Source organism: Priestia aryabhattai (assembly GCF_023715685.1).
GTDB lineage: Bacteria > Bacillota > Bacilli > Bacillales > Bacillaceae_H > Priestia > Priestia aryabhattai_B.
The window spans coordinates 115,087-135,058 of sequence record NZ_JAMBOQ010000001.1; the positions used below are offsets into that span (position 1 = coordinate 115,087).

Annotated in this window: 17 protein-coding genes and 3 pseudogenes; 7 read left to right on the forward strand and 13 right to left on the reverse strand. The window is 34.3% G+C overall.

Annotated features, from left to right (window positions below; all coding sequences use genetic code 11):
- Positions 1 to 143 precede the first annotated feature (143 nt).
- Positions 144 to 1,073, reverse strand: a complete 930-nt coding sequence (locus M3225_RS00570; RefSeq protein WP_251390301.1) for a DMT family transporter — start codon at positions 1,071 to 1,073, stop codon at positions 144 to 146.
- Between the two features lie 157 nt (positions 1,074 to 1,230).
- Between M3225_RS00570 and M3225_RS00575 the strand changes: the two genes are divergently transcribed.
- Positions 1,231 to 2,073, forward strand: coding sequence for a TrmB family transcriptional regulator (locus M3225_RS00575; protein ID WP_251390303.1), 843 nt, complete (start codon positions 1,231 to 1,233; stop codon positions 2,071 to 2,073).
- Between the two features lie 13 nt (positions 2,074 to 2,086).
- On the opposite strand, the gene M3225_RS00580 is transcribed toward M3225_RS00575, so the two are convergent.
- The 4 genes and pseudogenes from M3225_RS00580 to M3225_RS00595 all read right to left on the reverse strand — a co-directional run bounded on the left by M3225_RS00580 (position 2,087) and on the right by M3225_RS00595 (position 5,141).
- On the reverse strand, positions 2,087 to 2,386 hold the full coding sequence (locus M3225_RS00580) for a hypothetical protein (protein WP_251390305.1): 300 nt from the start codon (positions 2,384 to 2,386) through the stop codon (positions 2,087 to 2,089).
- Between the two features lie 84 nt (positions 2,387 to 2,470).
- Positions 2,471 to 2,791 carry a hypothetical protein gene (locus tag M3225_RS00585; protein ID WP_251390307.1) on the reverse strand — a complete coding sequence of 107 codons (321 nt, stop codon included), beginning with the start codon at positions 2,789 to 2,791 and terminating at the stop codon, positions 2,471 to 2,473.
- Between the two features lie 127 nt (positions 2,792 to 2,918).
- Positions 2,919 to 4,191: pseudogene (locus M3225_RS00590) on the reverse strand (MFS transporter).
- Between the two features lie 23 nt (positions 4,192 to 4,214).
- Positions 4,215 to 5,141, reverse strand: coding sequence for a bifunctional helix-turn-helix transcriptional regulator/GNAT family N-acetyltransferase (locus M3225_RS00595; protein WP_251390309.1), 927 nt, complete (start codon positions 5,139 to 5,141; stop codon positions 4,215 to 4,217).
- Between the two features lie 702 nt (positions 5,142 to 5,843).
- On the opposite strand from M3225_RS00595, the gene M3225_RS00600 reads away from it, so the two are divergent.
- Both M3225_RS00600 and M3225_RS00605 read left to right on the forward strand, forming a co-directional pair.
- Complete coding sequence (locus M3225_RS00600; protein WP_251390311.1) at positions 5,844 to 7,070, forward strand: CynX/NimT family MFS transporter; 1,227 nt, start codon at positions 5,844 to 5,846, stop codon at positions 7,068 to 7,070.
- A gap of 249 nt (positions 7,071 to 7,319) precedes the next feature.
- The gene (locus tag M3225_RS00605; RefSeq protein WP_251391826.1) at positions 7,320 to 7,958 is read left to right on the forward strand and encodes a spore coat protein; all 639 of its coding nucleotides are present in this window, start codon (positions 7,320 to 7,322) and stop codon (positions 7,956 to 7,958) included.
- Positions 7,959 to 8,220: 262 nt separating this feature from the next.
- Here the strand turns inward: M3225_RS00605 and M3225_RS00610 are convergent, their stop codons facing one another.
- From M3225_RS00610 to M3225_RS00625, 4 genes are all read right to left on the reverse strand, one after another.
- Positions 8,221 to 9,021: a DUF2935 domain-containing protein gene (locus tag M3225_RS00610; RefSeq protein WP_251390313.1), complete on the reverse strand. Its 801-nt coding sequence runs from the start codon at positions 9,019 to 9,021 to the stop codon at positions 8,221 to 8,223.
- Between the two features lie 517 nt (positions 9,022 to 9,538).
- Positions 9,539 to 9,925, reverse strand: a complete 387-nt coding sequence (locus M3225_RS00615) for a VOC family protein (protein ID WP_251390315.1) — start codon at positions 9,923 to 9,925, stop codon at positions 9,539 to 9,541.
- A 120-nt stretch (positions 9,926 to 10,045) separates the two neighbouring features.
- Positions 10,046 to 10,699, reverse strand: coding sequence for a Vat family streptogramin A O-acetyltransferase (locus tag M3225_RS00620; protein WP_251390317.1), 654 nt, complete (start codon positions 10,697 to 10,699; stop codon positions 10,046 to 10,048).
- Between the two features lie 70 nt (positions 10,700 to 10,769).
- Entirely contained in the window at positions 10,770 to 11,360 is a 591-nt protein-coding gene (locus tag M3225_RS00625; protein WP_251390319.1) for a Vgb family protein, read from the reverse strand.
- A gap of 592 nt (positions 11,361 to 11,952) precedes the next feature.
- On the opposite strand from M3225_RS00625, the gene M3225_RS00630 reads away from it, so the two are divergent.
- Positions 11,953 to 13,557 carry a copper resistance CopC/CopD family protein gene (locus M3225_RS00630; RefSeq protein WP_251390321.1) on the forward strand — a complete coding sequence of 535 codons (1,605 nt, stop codon included), beginning with the start codon at positions 11,953 to 11,955 and terminating at the stop codon, positions 13,555 to 13,557.
- A gap of 24 nt (positions 13,558 to 13,581) precedes the next feature.
- Positions 13,582 to 14,217, forward strand: a complete 636-nt coding sequence (locus M3225_RS00635) for a YcnI family copper-binding membrane protein (protein ID WP_251390323.1) — start codon at positions 13,582 to 13,584, stop codon at positions 14,215 to 14,217.
- A gap of 310 nt (positions 14,218 to 14,527) precedes the next feature.
- Here the strand turns inward: M3225_RS00635 and M3225_RS00640 are convergent.
- The 4 genes and pseudogenes from M3225_RS00640 to M3225_RS00655 form a co-directional block, all read right to left on the reverse strand.
- Positions 14,528 to 15,526, reverse strand: a pseudogene (locus tag M3225_RS00640) (NADP-dependent oxidoreductase).
- Positions 15,527 to 15,552: 26 nt separating this feature from the next.
- Entirely contained in the window at positions 15,553 to 15,903 is a 351-nt protein-coding gene (locus tag M3225_RS00645) for an ArsR/SmtB family transcription factor (RefSeq protein WP_251390325.1), read from the reverse strand.
- 548 nt (positions 15,904 to 16,451) lie between these two features.
- Entirely contained in the window at positions 16,452 to 17,690 is a 1,239-nt protein-coding gene (locus M3225_RS00650; protein WP_251390328.1) for a sugar efflux transporter, read from the reverse strand.
- 468 nt (positions 17,691 to 18,158) lie between these two features.
- The gene (locus M3225_RS00655) at positions 18,159 to 18,635 is read right to left on the reverse strand and encodes a hypothetical protein (RefSeq protein WP_251390330.1); all 477 of its coding nucleotides are present in this window, start codon (positions 18,633 to 18,635) and stop codon (positions 18,159 to 18,161) included.
- 561 nt (positions 18,636 to 19,196) lie between these two features.
- On the opposite strand from M3225_RS00655, the pseudogene M3225_RS00660 reads away from it, so the two are divergent.
- Both M3225_RS00660 and M3225_RS00665 read left to right on the forward strand, forming a co-directional pair.
- Positions 19,197 to 19,621: pseudogene (locus M3225_RS00660) on the forward strand (transposase); the annotation flags it as partial.
- A 199-nt stretch (positions 19,622 to 19,820) separates the two neighbouring features.
- Entirely contained in the window at positions 19,821 to 19,970 is a 150-nt protein-coding gene (locus M3225_RS00665) for a phosphoesterase (RefSeq protein ID WP_095380783.1), read from the forward strand.
- The last annotated feature ends 2 nt before the right edge of the window (positions 19,971 to 19,972 follow it).

Here is a 19,972-nt window from a genome sequence, read left to right on the forward strand (position 1 = left end):
AAAAGAGAATCGAATTAGGAGTCCGTAAAAGTATACTTTTTTAGCTACCATAATGTGCCTTATAGGCAGCTGATAATAAAAAAAGTCCTTTTTTTGACTGAGGGCTTTTTTGAGATCTACACTTTTCATTTACTTTCTATAACTTACTTTTTACTCGTTTCCCTTATGCTTAAAACTACGCCCAAAATGATAATGACTCCACCAATCAATTGGTATATGCTTAACACTTCATTAAGTAGCAGAACTGAAAATAATACACCAAAAATAGGAACAAGATTCATTAAAGTCATCGCAGAACTAGAAGATAATTTGCGTAGTCCGAAGTTATATAATAAAAAAGCAATAACCGAACAGAAAACACCTAGATACAATAAGATTAGAAACGATTTTATATCTGGTGTTTGCCAACTTGACTCCTCTATAAAGGCTAATGGAATAAACGTAATAGCCCCTGCCAAAGTTTGATAAAAAGATATAGTAATCATGGAATATTTTTGGACAACTTTACGAGTTGTAAAGTTATAGAGAGCAAAAATAAAACCTGCAACAATTAATATAATATTACCAACCAACTGTTTATCATCTGTCTGAGTTTCAGGACTATAGGATATTTGATATACACCTATCATGGCTACGCCAATTCCAATACCCTTTAGCCAGGATGTCTTTGTTTTAAAAAAGAGAAATTCCATTAAAGCCGTTATAGCAGGATATGATGCGACAATAATAGCAGCATTAGATGCTGTCGTTAATTCAACTCCTATGTTCTCCAAAGAAAAATAAAGGGTAGTACCTAGTACACCACTAATAGACATTAACCCTATATCTTTGACTGAAGGCTTAATTTTATCTTTCTTGATGAAGAGAATAAGGCCTAAAATAACAGCAGCTATAACAAAACGAGCTGCGCCTAATGTAAGTGGTGGAAAAGAAGTATAGGCTATTTTGGTCCCAACAAACGATGTACTCCATAAAAGGACGGCTATTATGGAAGCACTTATGTATAAACTATTTCCTCTTCTAACCCTCCTTGTTTTTAATCTTTCTTGTTGTTTCGCCATCATTGTATCCATTATTACACCTCCAAGCAGTATTAAAAACTATATAGTAGCTACTTTTGTAGCAACTAAAATTAAATTATAATTTTTAATTCAAACTGTCAAGTATAGTAATGGTATACTTAGTTTAAAATCATTGACTCTATCCCCGTATTATCAAGGAGGAACACTCATGACATTAGATATAATAAAAATTTTGAAAGATGTAAATTTTACTGAATACGAGGCAAAAGCATATTTGGCTTTATTGGAAAAGTCGCCTCTCTCAGGATATGCTATCTCCTTAAACTCTGGAGTTCCAAGGTCTAAAATTTATGAAGTATTAGGAGGTCTAGTAGACCGTGGAGAAGTCATGGTCAGTCATGAAAATCCAGCGCTCTATACACCGTTACCTCCTAATGAATTAATCAATTTGAAAAAACGTAAAGCTGAATCTTCTTTTGAAGTAGCTGAAGAAGCTCTCGAAAATTATTCTTATGTATCCTTAAACAGAGAAAATATCTGGAATATTACAGGTTATGAACTTATACTAAATCGTACGAAGGAAGCTATAAAAGAAGCTACAGGGCGTATCCTATTGGAAATATGGGCAGAAGATGCCCAGGAACTAAAAGAAGAATTACAAGCAGCAGCCAAAAGAGGCGTAGAAATTTTAATTGTTTCTTATGGAGATTTAGTATTTGATTTTGCGCAGGTTCACCAGCATGATGCAAGCGAAGAAATAACCAATGAATATGGGGGACGATGGATTGTTCTGAGTGCTGATGATCGAGAAGTGGTTGCAGGTATATTATCACTTGGTGAAGATAGCCGTGCTGCCTGGACGATGCATCCTGGATTAGTTATGCCAATTACGGAAGTTATCATTCACGACTTGTATATCTATGAAATGATGAAAAAACATCGAGATATACTAGAGTCAAGCTTTGGTCCAAATCTTATTGAACTTCGTAATCGGTTTAAATTCAGCTCCTCAGGTTATAGCGTGGCAGCAAAATTAGGATTAATTAAATAGCCAGTGTAACAGCTTATATACTAATAATAAAATTACTTAACATAATCACGTTTATCGACAGAAAAAAGAGCTTGGATGAATCAATCCAAGCTCTTTTTTTATGTTGGTAAAGGAAAAACCCTATTACTGCTCCAAGTAAGGCTATGACAACTCCAACTCTAAGTAGAGGTATTATAAAATCAGATAAATCTATGTATGTTGTTTCTTGCAAATCTTCTCCTACAGTAACTTCTTTATAAGGAACTGTAAAAAGCGCTAATGATATACATAGAATAAAACCATATAAAAAGCCTTCTTCAATAAACTTTAACAAAAGTACCCCCACCCATCACGTGTAAATCTATTCACCAGTTGCACCAAATAAAAACTCCAGCAATAATTAAAGGAATACAGGCTATCAATACACCATAAAAGGTAACTCCGTTCGTTCAATAATACGAACAATATAATTACTTAAGTTTTTATATTGATAATATCCTCCGTCTTTGGTTGGAAATAATGGCCCTTGATCACTTGTATTTAATGCTGTACTGACATGGCGTCTTGCTCTAAAGGCAAGAATGCGTTCATATAAAGAGGGATGAAGTAACTTATCAAATTTCTTTCCACCCTTACCTACTCCTCTTAACCGATAATGGCCACTTAAACTGTCTAGATACACGTCTCCCCACGAAGCTTTGGCTATTTCTTGTACACGAAGACCTGTCATGGCCAACATGGTTAACAATCCACGGTTGATAGGTTGCTTTCTTTTACTTGTCTACTATAACGGGAGCATACCAAACTCTTATAGGTAGTCATAATAAATAAAAGAAGTAAGCCGTTAATGAAGGCTTACCTTTTTATTAACCTTGTAGTTGTTCATGAGTATCTATTTTCTCCTTTTGCGTAACTTTATGAGGTTCAGGCAGTAACAAGTTTAAAATGGCTGCTCCTGCTAAGATCATAATTGAAACATAAAAAGAAATATTATAACTACCTGTTTCGTTATAAAATAAGCCTGGCAAATAAGCGCCCAATGCCGATCCTATTTGATGACTAAGAAATAACCATCCTAAAATAAACCCAATGGAGTATCCTTTAAAATATTGAGTACCTAGTAATTGAGTTGGAGCTACAGTTGCAAAGTCAACTAATCCAAAGAATACTGCAAAAACAAGCAATAATGCAGAATTATGACTGTACAAGAGCATACAAATAGATATCGCCCTCATTCCATATAAAAGGAATAACATTTTGCGACTACTCCAGCGATCAGCCACAACACCAGATAGTAAGATACCTATAATATTAAACCCAGCAAGTATACTTACTGCAGCACTAGTAACACTTGTTGAGAATCCATGATCATGTGAAAAAGGAATAAGGTGCGTATCCATTAATCCTGTAGTAGTGAAACCACAAATAGCAAAAGGTAAGATTAAAAACCAAAACTCTCTTTTTAGAAAGACATTCCATATTGAAGAGTTTGTGTTTAAAGCTTTTTTTTCGCCTGTACCTTCTTCTACGATTTCACCCCCCAATAGGAACTAAACCTTTCTCTTTAGGATGATTCCGTAAAAATAAAAGGACGATAGGAAAGACAATAAGCACTAAAAAGGCGCCTAATATAACAACTGTCATTTTCCAATTAAGCCAATGAATTAACATGAGAGATCCTGGGACAAGAAGCATTTGTCCAGCACTAAATCCAGCTTCCATAATCCCAAACGCAAGTCCACGTTTTTCGTTAAACCAATTGGTCACAACCACTGTTGCGGCTACATTGGAGGCTCCTCCCACGCCGAGAGAAACCATAATTTCGTAAAGAAAGAATAATTGCCAGGGATGAGTTACAAAAGATGTGAGAAAAATACTTATACCTACTAGAAAAGTGCTAAAGGATAAAATGAGCCAAGCACCCAATTTATCTACCAATCTTCCAATGAGTGGTTGAGACAGCCCATAAGTAATAAAACTCAATGTTGAGATAAGAGAAATGGTTCCTCTATCCATTAAGAAATCTGTTTCCCAAGGTTCAACAAAAGCTCCAAATGAAAGACGAACACCTTGAACGGCTAAAAAGGTCAAAAATGTAACAAAAACAATAATCCAAGCGTAATGAAATGTTCTTTTCATATATTCCCCTCAAATAAAAGTGATTATTTTTTTCTTAGCTCTAAATCCCAGCGTTCTTCTATTAAAGTAGCTCCCCACAAGGATTTTTTCTCTTGCACTTCCATTATTTCAAACCCAAATTTTTTATAGAGTGGTCTAGCTGTCACCATATCACTAACGGTCCAAAGAAAAAGGCGTTCATAATCAAGTTCTTTACAGTATTGAACTAGAGAGTTAATAAGTTGACTCCCTATTCCTTTTTTGTGAAATGACGGATTTACTAAGAACCACCTTAACTGTCCTACCTTATTGCCATCATTCACTAAGCCAATACAGCCTGCAAACTCGCGATTTATTTCTGCTATCCAGATTCTTTCTATATCAGCATTAAAAGTCTCCTGAAGATATGCTAAAAAGCTGTTATCCCATTTATGTACTTGATTATAAAATAACCATTGTTGTTCAATTATGGTGTTAATATCATCAGAAGTATAATAGCTTCTAACAGAAACAGCTTCTACGTCTTTTTCTTTAAATGACGTAGAAAGAATTTCTTGTATGGTATTCATTGAGGCTACAAGCTTTTGTTGTTGATCATGGTCCAAGCTTCCAAGAATATATTCTACTTGCTGATTAGCTTTTTTCTCTAACTCTTTGTAAATCAATTCCCCATGGCTGGTTACATATAAAAGAAGATTACGTCCATCCTCTTTACACTTTTGCTTATAAACCATCTTTTCTTTTTCGAATTTTTTGATAATTCTACTTACATAACCACCATCTAAATCTAATCTTTCTTGAATGTTTTTAGCCGTACAATTACTAGTGTTATAAATTTCAAATAGAATACGAGTTTCTGTTAAAGAAAACGGACTGTCATAGATATGTTCATTTAAAAAACCTAAAATATCTGTGTAAAAACGGTTAAACTTCCTAAATTCAAGAACACACTTACTGTGTACATCAATCATTTTTACACCTCTTTTAAATAATATAAACGTAATTATTTACCAATTATAACCCCAACACTTGCCTAAGTCAACTATTATTCTTGAATTTTATTCTTTTAAAAAAGAATGCGATATACAAACTTAGTTGCCATAATATTCCTTATCGGTACAAAAACAGCTTGATGATTAATTTTATTAAAATCATATAAAAATAAAATATGTTCCGATATACATAATCAAAATAACCCCAAGCTTATAAGGTTCAATTATAAAATTAAAAAAGTGAGTTTGAGTAATAAGAAATTGTATGAACATAGGAATAAACATACATTGCCATATAAAATCTCTATCTTTAACAATCTTGAAAACAAAAATTATTGAGCCAATAATTGTGCAAACTAAATAAAGCAAGTATCCCTCCCCCAACATTTCAAATTTAACACATTTATCCAATAAATTGTTAATTAATATAATCTTCGTTATGTAAAATTTCACATGAACTAAATCACTTCAAATAGATATGTAATAATTAACTTACTTTATTCAAAATATCGTTAATTATTACATACTTTGTAGAAAAACTAACAATATTTCGCTGTCTAATACCGCAGTCGTATTTATACTCTCATATATATGCTAAAATAACCAATAAACCAATGATCCTACAAAATGGAGTTGTGTATAAAAAAATTTCGGATTAAATACGGAGGGTCTATAGCTATCATGGGTATTGCACAAGCGAAAAATCAATTAGAACAACCAAAACTAGATATAAAGCCTAGAATAGGATTACTGATTATAGGTATTATCCTAATTGGGGCTAATCTCAGAGCTCCCTTAACATCTGTAGGACCACTAGTGGCTTCTATTCGTGACAGTTTGGGAATATCTAATACTTTAGCAGGGACAATAACTACAGTGCCGTTACTAGCTTTTGCATTCCTATCTCCTTTTGTTCCAAAGTTAGCTCGGCGTTTTGGCATGGAGTTTACGCTATTCATTTCTTTAATCTTATTAACAATTGGAATTGGAATACGTTCTTTTGGTGGAGTAGAAACCCTATTTATAGGAACGATCTTAATTGGTTTATCTATTGCCATTGGTAATGTATTGTTGCCCAGTCTAATTAAATATAACTTTGCACAAAATATAGGCATGATGACAGGAATTTATGCAGTTTCTATGAATTTATGTGGCGCTATTGGATCTGGTATAAGTATTCCTATTTCTTCATTATCGGGTTTAGGATGGACCGGAGCCCTTGGATGTTGGGGATTTTTGTCTCTTCTTACTATTTTCATTTGGTTGCCTCAATTGCGAACTCGACATAAGCCTATGAAGTCTGACCAAACAGCGCAAAAGGTTAAATCTATTAACTTATGGGGTTCTAAACTAGCATGGAATGTCACATTATTTATGGGATTTCAATCCTTTATCTTCTACACAGTTATTACATGGATGCCTGAAATTCTTGAACAAAAGGGATTGAACACTCATGACGCTGGCTGGATGTTATCGTTAATGCAGCTTGCTGTGCTTCCTATTACGTTTATTGTTCCTATTTTAGCTGGACGTTTACAAAGTCAGCGTTTATTAGTAGTTGTTCCAGCCGTCTTGCTTATTGTAGGGTTATTCGGCATCTTATATGGAAGTACACTCCTTATCCCACTATGGATTATTATGGTTGGAATTGGAGTTGGATTTGTATTTAGTTTAGCTATGATGTTCTTTAGTTTACGTACAAAAAGTACTAACGAGGCAGCAGAGCTATCGGGTATGGCTCAATCATTCGGTTATCTTTTGTCTGCTGTAGGGCCTGTGTTATTTGGAGGGCTACACGACATTACACACAGCTGGACTATTCCTTTACTAATGTTAGTTTTAGTTTCAGTCCTTATTTTTATTGTGGGCATGGGAGCAGGGAAAAATGAATATGTAACTTCTAAATAATTAAGCAATATAAAAACCCTTTAGAACGGTAGCTCTAGAGGGTTTCTATATTGCTTATTATTCTACATTTACTTTAATTGTTTCTTACTGTCGGTATTACTCATTCCATATATTACACCTCGACATATACTTCGAAGGCTTTTTGTGTTGGATTTTCATTACAATTATTATGTATATGAATAATTTCCCTTTCTTTATCCATACTAACGACGATACATAATCTAGTCAAAGTAGGAGGAATTTTAAATGATGGAAAATCCACAAGGGCAAACACATCAAAACATGCACACAGGAAATGTCCCTTCACAAATGAATCATGGAGGCCACGAGGTATTTGATGTACATGAGGTGTTATCAGGAGCAATTGATACATTGAACTCATATATGTTACTAAGCCAACACGTGAAGGATCCGGAGTTAAAAGATATTCTGGATCGCCAATATCAATTTATTCAACAGGAATACAATACAACAGTAGAATGCTTTAAAACAGGGCAGGATCCTTCCACGCCTACACAGAGTTATAGAATGAAACAAGGTAATGACTTTGTATATGGTCTTAAACCTTCTCAGCCAAAGAAACCGTTGCAGTCTGCATCAGAAATTACAGATGAGTGGATTTCAGGACATATGCTTGGTGCTGTAAAATCATCTGCTTCGATGAAAACAATGTCAGCACTCGAAACAACCAATCCAGTTGTACGTCGTGTACTAGCTGATTCTGTTCCAAATTGTATTGAAATGGCGTATGAAATTTCCCTTTATCAAAACAAACATCATTATTATCAAGTACCACAGCTTGCCCAACAAGACCTGCAGCAAATGGTAAATGCATTTGCACCTGCTCAAGGTCAACCGCAAATGCCAAATAACAATACCACTCATTAATATAAAAGAAGTGATTATAACGTAAGAGTGGTTCATTTTATAGTGCTAGAAACTTGATATTTCGAATCTTCATCAAATTAAGAAGAATTAATAGCGCTCAAGCGTGTCAAAGCTATCCTTTTTGTAAAATAACCAAAAGGATAGCTTTTTTTATAAAATCAGATATATTTCTCAGTTTAAATAGTTTACAAATACAAATTTAACTTAGAGTTGTGACTCTAAGTTATCTGAAGTCTTGGAATGTAAAGGTTAAAATTGGCACCTATTTATAATGAGATGAAGTAGGGTCACACGATGGTTTTGCGGTATTCGTTGATTGTGCTAACTTAGTTAAATAGTAGCATTCCTCCCTCATCATATGATCGGCCATTAAAGCAGAAAATGTACTAAGCATTTCGTTTGATAGTTCTAATTCTTCGATCTCATGAAGAAATACTTGAAATAACTCTATTTCTAACTTAACGTCTTTGTTCATTTTCTTTAATGCTGGAAAGGATTCTAGATTCGTTCTTAAATAACCAGTTAATTCTACAGCCTTCAGATAAAAATGTTCAAAATGGCTAGAAAATTGCATACTTTTTTGTTTTAGTTGCTTTTCTACTGCATCAAGACTATCGGAAATAGCTCCAGCATGTCCCGCAGCATCTAATGTCCATAATAAATGATGATGAAGCTCATGAAAGATGGGTGGAATTTGTTGTTGTTCTAAGTAGCTAAGAATTAATAAATACTCATCCAGTTCATTGACCATATGGTTTAGAAAAGTAGGTGTAAGATGAATCGTAAAGTCAGTTGTTAAGTGCTTTTTTAATAAGGATAGTTTAAATTCTTTGAGTGCTATTGTTTGAGCTTTAGCTTTCATTGTAATGCTTTCTAGGTTGTTATGTTCTGCTTTAACTTTCTCTAACAAACTATTAAAAGATTGGATGAAGGTTTTAGCCACTTGTATTTCTTTGTGCTCTTTTTCTGCCAAGGCATCTAAGATAAATTGGGAATGGTCTTTCAAAATTTGAATCCAAAATGTATGTTCAAATTTTGCATTTTGAGTATAGTTACTATTCATTATTTTCCTCCTTTAATAAGATAGTCACTTTCCATACATATTAAAGAAAACCTATTTATATTAATATATAAGAGAAAATCTAGCACATTTAAGCTAAATGTTTTATCAAAACCAAAATACATTTTATAAAAAACAGTTATATTTCATTTTTTATTTTCGGTTATAAGAGTAAAGTATAAAGAGGCTTTCTAATCCTCATTGCTTCAAGTTGACAACATGCTAAAAGAAAAGCCTACTGATTCATTCCGTATCAGTAGATTTTTCTTTGTGATACATAAGTTATTATCACTTGAGCAAACTACCCAAGAAGCCGTGAGGCATCATAAGAATAATTCTCCTATTTCCTTACGAGGACAGAAAAAACTACTGAACAGGAGCAGTAGTTTTTTTCTATTTCAACCTGTATATGATATACAAAATTTGTTAACATAATCACAATTATCGGTAGGAGCACAAATAACTCTGTTCGAATAAATCGAAACAGAGCTACAATGAGTATGAAAAATTTCCTGATTAATTACAGCATTTTATATATTTCAATAAGATTCTTATCTGGATCCCGAAAATGTGCAATACGTGATCTCCATTCTTTACGATCGTGTGGTTCAGTAACAAATTCAACCCCATTTTCTCTTAAATAATCATAGGTCTTATCTACGTTCTCTACTTCAAATTGAAGTAAAAAGTTTGATTGGGATTCGCCGTCTAAAGACTTATTTTCCTTTCCAATCACTTCTGCCATGGCATTTTGAGATAAAAGCTCGATTTTCGTTTCTCCATTATTGAAAAGTGCATACTCCATTTCTTCCTGATACCAACTTATTGAAATTCCTAACAGATCCCTATAGAATTCAGTACTCTTTTTAAAATCATTAACTAATAGTCTGATTTGTAGCAGCTTCAATTCAATCTCCTCCTCATGATATAATTCTCTTTATTTATCAAAAGACCTTCGTGTTTTCTTCTCCGTTTACCCTGCACATTTTTAGTTAACCTAATAGAAGTTATAGATAATTGTCCTTTCTTAATTGTGATTTTTCAATTTTTCTAGCTTTTCTATGTCTCCATTAACTATTACATCAATATGGTCAGAAATAATCTCAATATTTAAATCCCACCATTGAATTTCTAGTAATTTATTAATAATTTGTTCTGGGAAACGTTCTTTGATTTTCTGTGCAGGATTTCCTCCAACAATCGTGTAGGGTTCTACATCCTTTGTAATAACTGATTTGGCTGCTACAATGGCACCATCACCTATATTAATCCCAGGCATAATGACCGTATCCATCCCAACCCAGACATCGTTTCCAATTATCGTATCTCCTTTAAACGGCAATTGATTTAACGTGGGTGTATGTTTCTCCCAACCTTCTCCGAAAATATTAAACGGATACGTTGAGAAGCCATCCATCCTATGATTAGCTCCATTCATAATAAACGTTACGCCGAGGGCTATGGCACAAAATTTCCCTATAACAAGTCGATCACCAAAAAATTCATAATGGTACAATACTTGATCTTCAAAGGATTCTCCGTTTCTTGCATCGTAATAAGAATAATCGCCTACAATGATATTTGGCCTAGTGGTTGTATTTTTAATGAATTGTACAACATTATTTCCTTTAATCGGATATTTATCTGTAGGATTTGGGCCGTGTGCTTTATTTGATTCCATAAATATTCACTGCCTCTCACGGTTTTTGGACAAAACTCAATCGCCCTAACTTATTACATTCCTCTGCGAACTATAAGGCTTTATCAGATCCGACTACAATACCATGTGGCTCCGCATTCTTTATAGGAATAGGATATTCCGTAATTTTCCCATTCACTGTAATACGACCGATTTGATTGCTTCCCCATTCAGTAAACCATAAAGCATGATCAGTACCAGCTACAATAAAAGAAGGGTAAGAACCTGGATCTGGCAAATCATACTCAGTGATTTCACCATCTCGTGAAATTACTCCTACTCTATTACCGTTCATTTCTGTAAACCAAATGTCTCCATTGTGTCCTTGTGTGATTTCAAAAGGTCCAGAATCGCTGGTCGGTAGCGTATATTCAGTAATTTCACCTGTTACTGTTAGTTTTCCGATTTTATTTACCCTATTTTCAGTAAACCATATATCACCCTGAGCTGTAGAAGTGATAGATAGAACGCCTGCATTGACAGTAGGAAGATCAATATGCGTTAATTTACCATCAACAGTCATTCGACCTATTTGATTCGTTTTATGTTGAGTAAACCGTAGCGCACCATCTTTACCCGTAGTAATTCCATAAGGACCTGAATCTATATGAGGAAGTTCGTACTCTTCAATATTTATTCTCACGCTAATTCCTCCTTTTTCTTGTATAAAATCCCTCCAATAATTCGTTATAAAATAATTGAATTCCTGCGAAAGAAATTTTGTATAAGGTATGCACAACGAGATAACATAATCACCGTTATCGTTACAAAAAAAGCCTTATAAGTAAGGCTTTTTTGTCATCTAGTAATTTAATTATCCTAGCCCATTATTTGTATAAGCTAGTATTCCTAAGATAGCTCCAATTCCAGCTCCAAATAAAGTAGCACCTACTAGTTTTAATTTCTTTTTATCGTAAGTCATAAAAAACCTCCTTGTACCTAATTATATATAAAAATTTCAAAAAAAGGGTTTTTAAGTAAATTATTCTCTCTGAACTGTATAATTAATATATATACAATATGAAACATTAGTTACCATAATGGAGTTTTCTAGGAAGCTAACACCTAAAAAAGCTTTTCTATTTCATTGTGTTGCTTCTCATTTGTTCTAAAATGTTCAATATTTTTGTCTACTATTTAAAGAAAATCACTCTACTGAGTGATTTTCTTTGTTTAAGGCTAAACTTATACTAAGAATGAATATTATAAAATAAGAATCTATAGGTGAAAAATGTATGTTAAAAAAGATAGCTTTACTTTTATCCATATCTTTTTTTGCTTTAGGTGCTCCTCTTAATGTATCAGCACACGCAGTCCTTTTGGATGCATCACCGAAAGAAGGAAGTCAACTAAAGCAAATGCCTGACAAGGTATCATTGACGTTTAATGAACGACTAGGAGAAGGCGTTTTTAATCTTCAAGTACGCAATGATAAAGGGAAGCTTATTACCACTAAGAAAGCAACAATGAATCGAACTCACCAAACCATTTTCCTAGATGTACCGTCTTCTAAAAAAGGTATTTACACCGTTAGCTATTCAGTCATTTCTGCGGATAGCCATCCTGTACAAGGAACGTACGTCTTTTCTATAGGAGAAAAAATGGATCAAGCTATTACAAATGACACTAGTAATCAAGGTGAAAATGGCAAGCAGAGCTCTTTTTATAATATAGGATTTTCTATAGTGCAGATATTCTATTATCTGGCTTTATCATGGCTAGTTGGCTTTGTCCTATGGAAATGGTATGTTCCTTATCAATCAGATCAACAAAAACAAAAGTATAAAACGAATGTAAAGTACCTCCAAATTGCCTATATCATTTTTTTACTGATTAGTATAGGAGTCCAAAGTACTGCGCTATTAAAGGGTTCTAACCTTTCGCAAATAAAAATATTTGTCATTCATTCTGCTACTGGTTGGTCGTGGATGACTTGTATCCTTCTTGCGTGTGTAGGATTTCTCTTCCTACTAAAGAATAAGTGGCTTGATTTCATATGGGTATTTTTGCTGTTAGTAGCTACTACGTTAAATGGTCACGCTGTAGCATCGGACGTACCAGTCTATACAATGATTTTAGACTTTATCCATTTAGTTACAGCCTCTTTATGGACAGCTGGGTTAGTTTATCTTTTCATGATTTGGCGTAAGGAGAGAGAACAAGCTCTAGCTTTTCTTCCGATTTTTTCGCGTATAGCCTTTGTGAGTCTTATTCTATTAATCCTTTCGGGTGTTCTTTACACATTAAAGCTTCTTCCAGACATAACAGCACTCTTTAAAACCACATGGGGACTGTTATTGTTAGCTAAAATATTTATGGTCATGTTAGTAGCTGGTGTAGGGATACTCATTAGAGAACATCTCCGAAAGAACGATTCATCAAGCCTTGGAAAGTTTTTGATTTCCGATGTAAGTTTTATGCTGGTTATTGTCCTGATTGTAGGAATGATTACACACTTAAACCCCATTCCACAGAATGAACCCTTGGTATGGAAAGAAAATAAGCAAGACATAGAGTTTCTCGTAAAAACGTCAACCTTATCTCCAGGCAAGGATTCTCTCTGGGTAAAAGCATCTTTACCACAGGATGGATCTTCTATTCAATCGATAGACATTGCACTTTCTCCTAAGAATAAAGGAGAGCTTGCACCAATTGACGTGCCCTTAAAAGTAAATAAAGACGAAAGTCAGGAGAAACAACAATTACAGTATAAGATGTATGAAACAAACAACCTTGTCATTCCTTATGCGGGAAGATGGCAAATTGCCGTACGGCTTGTGACCTCAAACCTAGATGAGGTTGTAATCTATAAAGACATCGTTGTTTATGATGTTAAATAATGATTTTAGAAAGAAGGAAAAGAAATGAAAAAACAAGTAACAGCTCTTTTATCTACATTAGTTCTTTCAACGATTGCATTTGCGGGAACTGCGAGTGCTCATGTTGTCGTATACCCTCAAGAAGCGACACAAGGCTCTTATGAAAAATTTACTGTACGCGTTCCAACTGAAAAAGATATTCCAACTACAAAAGTGAAAATTGATATTCCAAAAGACGTAGAAATATCTCGATTTGAGCCTAAAGAAGGATGGAAATATGAGCTTCAAAAAGACTCTTCAGGTTTGATTACAAGTGTGACATGGACAGCTACTGATGCAGGTTTGTCACCTACAGAGTTTGGGGAATTCAATATGCAAGGAAAAGTAGGCGATAATGCTAAGAAGATTGTTTGGAAGGCTTATCAAACATATAAAGATGGATCAACAGTAGCATGGGAAGGACCAGCTGATGCAGATACACCTGCATCTATTACAACGGTAGTAAAAGGAAACGGAGCAGAGGGAGATTCTCATACATCAGCTACTAACGAAACCACTGCTACTAATGAAGAAACTACCAATGATTCAAATGCTACACTTCCTACTACTCTTTCCACTATTGCATTAGCATTAGGCGTTATTTCGTTGATCTTTAGTTTAAGAAGAAAGAAGCAAAGCTAATTCAAGATAATATAGAATAAAAAGTAAGCTACCTTACGCTAGGTGGCTTTTTATTTTGTTAACAATAATACTTATTTTAACATTTTATAACGGATTTCACTATCTTGTCCGTAAACGTATACGTTTACGGACTTTTGTTTTGGATATAAAATCTATCGTTTTTATCGTTCATTTAAGTTGGGAAATAAATTATGAACGTCTTCTAAAAACTATAAACTTTCACGAACGTTTTTGGTAGAATAAGGGGAAGACAAACGATAAATTGGTATAAAATATGAATTTATGATATATTTTTTGCTTCGTTTGACAACTATCTGATTTTTAATATTATTTTCCCTTTCGCCCTTCCTGACTCCGCATATTCCATCGCTTTTTGAGCATCTCCAAAAGGAAAAACTCTATCAATTATAGGTTTGATTTTACCAGTCTCAATAAAATTTGCGATTATACGTAATTGCTCTCCACTTGGCTTCATAAATAAAAACGTATATTGAATATTATGCTTTTTTTCAAGCACAGTAAGTTTATGACTTGCTGCTGAAAACAACAACGTCTTAAAAAATCCGGAACCATATTCTTTACCAAAACGAGCATTCGGTAAACCCGAAACGGAAACAATTTTTCCTCTGCCTTTTATAACACCAAATGATTTTTCGAGTATCTCGCCCCCAAGTGTATCAAATACTGCATCATAGTTTTTCAGTATTTCCTCAAATTTTTCTGTCTTGTAATTTATAATTTCATCTGCACCAAGAGATTTTACTAAATTCGCACCAGCTTCACTGGCAGTCGTTGCAACAGTGGCACCCATTAATTTGGCCAGTTGAATAGCAAAGGTACCGACACCACCAGCCCCAGCTTGGATTAAAATCTTTTGTCCCTTTTGTAATTGCAAAATGTCTGTTAGTGCTTGATAGGAGGTTAACCCAACCAGTGGGATCGATGCTGCTTCTTCAAAGCTCAAATTTTTAGGTTTTAAGGCGATGTCATCTTCATGAATAGCAATATATTCAGCAAAAGTACCGATTTTACTCTTACGTGGACGTGCATATATTTCGTCACCAGCTTTAAAACGAGTCACTTTTGCGCCAACCTTTGCAACGACACCAGAAAAGTCATTCCCTAAGATAAGAGGCATTTTATATTTAACTAACAATTTCACTTTCCCATCGCGTATCTTAAAATCAACAGGATTAATACTAGCTGCATGAATTTCTGCGAGTACCTCATATTCACCAATTTCAGGTGTGGTAATTTATTACAAACATATTGGAACTTTCCCATACCTATCAATAACCATTGCTTTCATAGCCTATACCTCCAAATAACGTGTGTTTAAATTCCATCATTTCTATAAAAGTTCTGCATGAACTTATCAATATCCAGCACAAGCGTTCTTAATAAACCTAATTCTGTACGTACATTAATATAATAAAAGTTTTTTGTCCCTTCCTTACGCATTAAAATAACACCAGCATCTCGTAAAACCTTAAGATGATGTGAAACAGCAGGTCGAGAAAGGTGTGTTTGTTCAGTGATTTCACCCACACGTAATCCTGTTTGACAATCCGTCCCCATTAGAACTAACAAGATCGATTGACGTGTTTCATCACCAATTGCCAATAGTACCTTTTGACAATTAATAAAATCCTCTTTGATCATATTTAGTTGGTCCTGTTTATTCATTGAGTAAAATACCTCCAATAATCGGTTTAATGGTTTAAGTTGATGAACTATATAACTGAATACAACAATATACTATTGTTACGTTGGGTGCAATATTGAGAAAGCAAATCGAGACGAATACATCTTAGAGGGGGAGCATCATTAACTTTTAATGTTCAGCAACTTAAAAAAGGGGACTATGTTTGATGATTTCTCTAAGAAATAAAGCAAATTTAGTATTCCGCTTGATCCATTCATTAAAATAAATGCTAGTTAACATAGTTCAGATTTCAGGAACCAAATAAAGACGCAATCCCTTGGGCAAAAAGAGATTGCGCTACACTTAAATTTATCGTTTATGTAGGATTTTATATATGGTTGATTTATCAACATTTTGAGCTTTTTACAAATACTCCGTATCGTCTAAAAAAAGCCATTTATAAGGAAAAATCCCCCTCTAAATCTGTCCTAACAGCAGGATATTGTTCTTGTTTCGAAATAACCCCTTCCCAAAATTATCATTTTACTTCTAATTACTTCTAATTGTTTACTCTGATTAAAAAACAGCATTATTTTGGGACAAGAGGAATTACTCCTTTTAGTTTCTTTTTTCCTCTTTCGCTTAACAAAATAGTTAACCCTACAATAACAAGTCCTGTACATAACAAATATAAATTAAGGTACCCTATCAAACTTGAAAAGAATCCGAACCCCAGGAAGCCAAGCACATTTCCTACTTGTGTCGTGTTCATATATAGCGCCGTTGCCGTCCCTGGTTCATCTGGAATAAAGTCTTGAAAGTACGACACCGCAATGCCAGCTGTTATGGAAACCTGTCCAGCACTTAATATTTGAATCGGATAGATTTGCCACGGTTCTGTGACTAAAAATAAGAGTCCATAGTAAAAAACTGAAATACCAAATCCCAATCGTATCAACAGCCGACTACCGATTTTTGTGGCTAATATCCCCACTGCAATCATAAATGGGACCTCAAATACTGGAGGTACGCTCACAACTAGCCCTACTTGCTTTTCTGTCCCGTTAAGTACTTTCGTAATAAATTGCGACATGTTTAAATTAGCCATAGAAGCAGCCATAGCCATACACGTCATTGCGATAATGTTCTTTAAGATATGAGATTGAACAATAAATTTACGCAGAACCACAGGAGCTGGCTTAGCTTCCACTTCAATTTTGATATCTTTTAATAAAAAGGTTAACGCAATCGCTGCTAGTAGATATCCGCCTGATACACATAAAAAGAGTCCCTTAAATCCAACCGCATACAATACCCAACCTGCAACTGCTGGCCCCACAGTCCAAGAGAGAGCGAAAAACGCACGGAAAACATTCATTACAAAAGGCGTTTCTTTATCTTCTACTGTGCTTTGTTTTAATGCTTCTCTTGTAAATGCCCATAATTGAGGTACGATAGAGGCTGCTGTTCCTAGTAAAAAGAAAGCAATAAAAGCAAGAAGATAAAAGTTACGGATGAATGCAAATCCAGCGTACCCTAAAATGGCAGCGCCCGTAGTGAGTAATAACAATTTTTTTCGACTGGGAACTCGGTCTGAGGTTTTACCAATAATGGTGGTAATAACAACCGCACCTACTGAAATAATGGTCATAAAAAAGCCAAATTGTATATTGCTCATTCCGACTTCGTCAATACCAAACAATGAGGCATATGGTGCAAAAAAAGATGTGGCTAACCCAAATACAAAATTCCCCAGCAAGAGTACTGGAAACATAGGAATGCCCCATAACATCTCAATGGTTTTTTTAACTCCCTTTCCTTTTGGCATAATCACACTTCCTTTTTATAAGATAACTGTGAGTGAAATAAGTTTATAATTGATTCACACTAAATTATGAAAACCTTTTCTTTTGTACCTCCTTACCATCACCTATCACTTCCTTCACTTTACTTGTCCCTGAAAGTAAGAGCAAGAGCTTCTCCAAATTTAATGGACTACCTTTATTCTAATTTGTTATTTATTAAGACATTGTGGATTCATTCAGGGCTTTTGCCCACTCTTTACTAATTAAAAAAAGTGCCGATTTTCAGCACTTTTGAAATGGTTTAGTTTTTATCTCTTATGTATCATGGTTCTTGAATGACAAATGGAATAAGTTTATCACCATGGTTTTTATTTTTTTATTAGGAGCAAACAAGTACTCAAAATATGAACCAGGATGAAAGGTTGCATTTATTTTTTCAAAAAATGAAACAGGGCGCTCTACAGCCTGCCTCTCCTGCAAATTGAGGTAGTTTATTTTTTTCTTGATAACGCTTTTTCTTCTATTTTACATACCCACTTATAGTATCTTAATATCATCAATAAAAGAAAAGGGTCAAGAACAGCTGAATGCCATAAACTCCACCAACCATAGTGAAAGTAACCCCATGGCTCTGGCAATAATGTCATCATTTCATAAAGCAAAATAGCTATTACCCAAAAGATCAGGTAGGAAATTTTTTTAATAATCGGCCTTTTGAAAGGATACCAATTAAGAAAAATCATATTCACAGGTGGTAGTAACACCGTATGGACAAGGATTCCTTTCCAATCTGCTCCCTCTGTAAAATACCAGTATCCATGATATTTTAAATCAATAAAAACGTCGAAATTACTTTGAAGAGCGATTGTAATAAGCCAAATATGCAGAATTTGATTTCCTGTTAATCTTTTATTCGTTTTAAACGCAATAAAGTTACATAACACAATCACACTAATAAGACCTATCATAGCGCTCATTTTCCTTTTTAACTCAATATACCACATATTGTAAAAAAGGAAAACTTTCTAGTTTCAATCAGTATTAATCGTATTGCACTTTGATTATGACAAAGTCTTCCTATCTTTTTTGAAGCAGAACATGTTATAATAAATTTAACCAATACTTTAATTTCGAAAAAAGGTGCTTTTCCTAAAGGAAAGCACCTTTTTTTATTTTAATTAGTTCGGACTTTATACTAAATATGAAGATTCTCAACCTATCCTTCTATGGGCACCTAGAATATATGCTATAATCGAGATATCTTTTGATTTCAATGCACATGTTATCTTAAGAGGCCAGACTGATTTTAACTAGTCTGGCTTTTTTCTTTACTTATCTATATTTTTTCTCCAACTGCTTCTTTACATATGTACAACTTGGGGAATGCTCACGTGAAAGGAAGTGCTCCTTTTTATAATGTACTCTTACCTGACAAGAAGGACAAACAAAAAATGGATAGGCTACACTTAGTTGGACAGAATTTTTAAGGTCAAGTAGACTACAGATAACCTATTAAAGGAGCATCTACAATGACCAGAAGAGAACGTCGAACATTTACAGAGGAATTTAAACAACAGATGGTGCAGCTATATCAGAGTGGAAAGCCGAGAAAAGAGATTATTCGTGAATATGACTTGACTCCTTCCTCTTTAGATAAGTGGGTGGAGCAAAGTCAAACATCTGGTTCGTTTAAAGAAAAAGATAATCTGACTGAGGAACAAAAAGAACTGATGGAGCTTCGCAAACAAAATAAACAATTAGAAATGGAGAATGATATTTTATAGCAAGCCGCGCTGATACTAGGACGAAAGTAAAAGTGATCGAGAATAATCAACACAAATACTCGATATCAGCAATGTGCAAAGTCCTACAACTCTCAAGAAGTACGCATTATTATGAAGCGAAGGAGCGTCCGACAGAAGATGACGTTACCTCTGCAATCATAGACATTTTCCATACCAATATAACTCTATCTATTAAATACATCTTTGATAAGCTACTTAAAGATAGGTGTTAATTTTACACCTATCTTTTTTCTTGCAAAGAAATCCTTCTTTACGATCTTAAATAGTAAAGATATTTTAAAGGGAAAAGGATGATTGTTGTGGAATAAAAAGAAAACCGGTTGCACAAAGATAGGAGAGATAAAAGACATGAATTCTACATTTAATCAACTTTTGTCAATGAAAAATCTACGTGACGTTCAAAAAACAGAAATTTTGGTGCAAATGGAACAAGCTTCAAAGAATAAAGATAAAGAAACTCTCTTACGATTAACTAAACAGCTTCGAAGTATTTCATAGAA

Bases quoted from the DNA above. Each gene is read 5' to 3' on its own strand.
- M3225_RS00655 (WP_251390330.1), bottom strand. From the start codon at position 18,635: ATGATAGGTCTTATTAGTGTGATTGTGTTATGTAACTTTATTGCGTTT.
- M3225_RS00585 (WP_251390307.1), bottom strand. From the start codon at position 2,791: ATGTTGGCCATGACAGGTCTTCGTGTACAAGAAATAGCCAAAGCTTCG.
- M3225_RS00570 (WP_251390301.1), bottom strand. From the start codon at position 1,073: ATGGATACAATGATGGCGAAACAACAAGAAAGATTAAAAACAAGGAGG.
- M3225_RS00665 (WP_095380783.1), top strand. From the start codon at position 19,821: ATGAATTCTACATTTAATCAACTTTTGTCAATGAAAAATCTACGTGAC.
- M3225_RS00630 (WP_251390321.1), top strand. From the start codon at position 11,953: ATGTTAAAAAAGATAGCTTTACTTTTATCCATATCTTTTTTTGCTTTA.
- M3225_RS00600 (WP_251390311.1), top strand. From the start codon at position 5,844: ATGGGTATTGCACAAGCGAAAAATCAATTAGAACAACCAAAACTAGAT.
- M3225_RS00610 (WP_251390313.1), bottom strand. From the start codon at position 9,021: ATGAATAGTAACTATACTCAAAATGCAAAATTTGAACATACATTTTGG.
- M3225_RS00575 (WP_251390303.1), top strand. From the start codon at position 1,231: ATGACATTAGATATAATAAAAATTTTGAAAGATGTAAATTTTACTGAA.
- M3225_RS00650 (WP_251390328.1), bottom strand. From the start codon at position 17,690: ATGCCAAAAGGAAAGGGAGTTAAAAAAACCATTGAGATGTTATGGGGC.
- M3225_RS00605 (WP_251391826.1), top strand. From the start codon at position 7,320: ATGGAAAATCCACAAGGGCAAACACATCAAAACATGCACACAGGAAAT.
- M3225_RS00620 (WP_251390317.1), bottom strand. From the start codon at position 10,699: ATGGAATCAAATAAAGCACACGGCCCAAATCCTACAGATAAATATCCG.
- M3225_RS00595 (WP_251390309.1), bottom strand. From the start codon at position 5,141: ATGATTGATGTACACAGTAAGTGTGTTCTTGAATTTAGGAAGTTTAAC.
- M3225_RS00635 (WP_251390323.1), top strand. From the start codon at position 13,582: ATGAAAAAACAAGTAACAGCTCTTTTATCTACATTAGTTCTTTCAACG.
- M3225_RS00645 (WP_251390325.1), bottom strand. From the start codon at position 15,903: ATGAATAAACAGGACCAACTAAATATGATCAAAGAGGATTTTATTAAT.